We start from the raw sequence: 2,910 nt of genomic DNA, 5'->3' as shown, positions 1-2,910 counted from the left end.
ATTGGCTATAATCGCAAATACAATTGCATTTCGACTTTCTTTTCACATCTATACCCTCTCTGGGGAAGAATAAGATATTGGGCCGTTATAAACATCCATAAAGATAATACCCACCTTCAATTCTTTCCCATTATTAATAATCTCTTTGTATAAAGAAGTATTTTCCTTACTTTCGCTAATTACATTAATAACATCTGGGTTAGCTATAACAAATAGCTGATAGGATTCGTTCTTGAGGGCTTCAACCCCAGAGTTCTTAATAAGATACATACGTTGTTCAATAATCTCCTTTGCTTTTTGCAAATAGTCTTCTATACAACTAGCATCGATACTATAATCTCCTGTCAAATCATATTGTTGAAACTCTTCTAACTTACGCTTCATATTATCAATAATATATACTCTTGATGGATATTCTGATCTATAGTTCTGTAAATAACGATATATTATTCTAAGGAAATTCTTCTTACCACTTTGTTTACCACCAAATATCCAGAACACTCCCATACCTAGGAGTTTTAGGCTCCAAGAATCGATTGTATCAAAGTCAAGCGCTACATTAATCTCATAAGGCTCCTTGCCTTCTTGAGAGAAATTATCCTCCAAGTATTCTACGTCTAGAATTGTTGGAATCTCTGGGAGAAATTTAGCTTTTTGATTCTTAAATTGTTGATTTACATCAATGATAAACTGAGAAATCTTTTCTACTCTATCAATCTCTTTTTCGCCCTCGAATGATAGATAGCTTTGGAATTCATAATTCATTCTGTTTATCTCTAACAAACCGCTTCCTGCCCGTTCTCTTGGTTGCATGCGACAACGATCAAACATGGAAGCATAGGTACTTGAATCATTACAATAGAAAGTTATTTTCTTTGAAAAGTTTGATAGATACTTATAACTAATTCCTGAAGTCTGCGCAGTTGTAACAATAACAGACAAACCTAATGATAAACCTTCCCTGCAGATGTATAGCATATTTTCATCATAGTTTGAAGCCAATTCTCGAAAGGCTATGAAATTGTCCAATATAATTATAATCTGTGGTATTTCGCTATATCCTGCCTCTCGATATGCAGCAAAAGAACTAATTCCCATTCTTGCAAGTAATTCCTTACGCTGATTCATCTCTGTATTCATCATTTTCATGAAGTTCTTTAATTTTTCCTCTTCATTTGGTGCAATTACTCCACCTACATGATTTAGCTTACCAAAGTTTCTTAAGACTAATGAGGCAAAATCCAAGATGTATATATTCACATCTTTCGGTGAATAAGAAGATGTAACTCCACGGATAATGGTTTGCAACAGATTTGTTTTCCCATATTGCGATGCCCCCACTATAAATATATTGTTTTGCGTTAAGTTTAACATGTATTCTGATTGAATCTGATGGTGCGGATCATCATACATACCAATCGGTGTACATATATCCTTATTGTCAATGGGATCATTCGTTCTATTACTATATAGAATCACATCTTGTAAAGGTGGAAGACATATTCCAGGTAATCTCTCTATGTTTCTTTCTTCACAATAATCATGTACATAATTTACGATTGCCTGTAATTGTGTTTCTCCTTCTGAGTCTACCTTTTCAACCTTTTGCTCAAATACTTTCGTATGTTTACCATTTAGCTCAACTGTATAGATGCTGAATGGCTTAACATTCCCGATTTCCTCGCTAGAAGTATAGGCCCCACTATATGCTGATTGAAATAATTCAAATATTTCGTTATTACCGACTTGTAAATACGCACGACCTGGTTCTTTAATCTCTGCTGCCAAGGGAGATTTCAAAACTTCATTACTATCACTTTTGTTTTGTACTTTCAAACATAGTTTAAACTTAGAGTTACTCCAAATTTGGTCATTAACTACTCCTGAAGGTTTCTGTGTAGCTAGTATTAGATGTACCCCTAGACTTCGACCGATACGAGCAGTACTAATAAGTTCTTTCATGAATTCCGGTTGATCACTTTTAAGTTCCGCAAACTCATCAACAATCAAAATAAGATGAGGTAATGGTTTAGAGCATTCGCCATTCTTATATTTTTTAATATATAAATCAATATGGTTAACTCCTGCTTCCGTAAATAGTTCCTGCCGTTTTATTAATTCCGCCTTAATGGATTGTAAAGAACGATCTAAATCACGGCGATCTATATTTGTAATCGCTCCATTTATATGTGGTTGTTCTTTTATTTGATTTTCCATACCACCACATTTGAAATCGATAATTACAAAGCCCACCTCATAAGGATGAAATAGTGTTGCCATTGATAATATGTATGTTTGTAAAATCTCACTTTTTCCTGATCCAGTAGTTCCAGCTACCAATCCGTGAGGACCATGGTACTTTTCATTCAAATCCAAATATAGCATTTCATTACCAGCACGTACCCCAATAGGTGCTGCCATCGATTTATAAACAGCTGATGCCTGCCAACGTTTTGCTAAATCAAGATCAAATGCACTCTTTATATTAAGTAATTTATACAATGTAATGTTCTTAGTTAACGTTCCCTCTAAACTAACCTCGTTAACTTTGACTGGACTTAGTTTAAGTGCTATTTTTTCTGCAACTTCATCATCAACCACATCGAAAGTAAATTTTTGTGTATTCTTCTTATCCTCACTATCAATAATTTTTCCCTCATGATTTGTATGAATCCGTATAATCTCTTTACAATTGGCTGGTAACATTTCCTCATACTGACTTATAAATACAAATGTAACACCGTAACTTTTCTTTTCCTCTATAAACTGCATAATAGGATGTTTCTTTATCTTCTCCATATCAAACACAAAAACAATATAGTGTGGTGTAAAACACATTTCCTTCTTTGCAATTTCTTCTCTTTTAGATAATTCAGAATATAGATATTCCAAATATGCATTTTTATCATC

Annotated in this window: 1 protein-coding gene; it reads right to left on the bottom strand. The window is 33.7% G+C overall.

The window, feature by feature from the left end:
• Positions 1-48: 48 nt before the first annotated feature.
• On the bottom strand, positions 49-2,910 hold a 2,862-nt coding region (gene essC / locus ACW2QF_RS17050; protein ID WP_455717216.1), incomplete at its 5' end, for a type VII secretion protein EssC.

It is taken from the genome of Anaerosporobacter sp. (assembly GCF_965301125.1).
The sequence above is the reverse complement of the archived record's forward strand: the minus strand, read 5'-3'. Positions and strand labels throughout refer to the sequence as shown.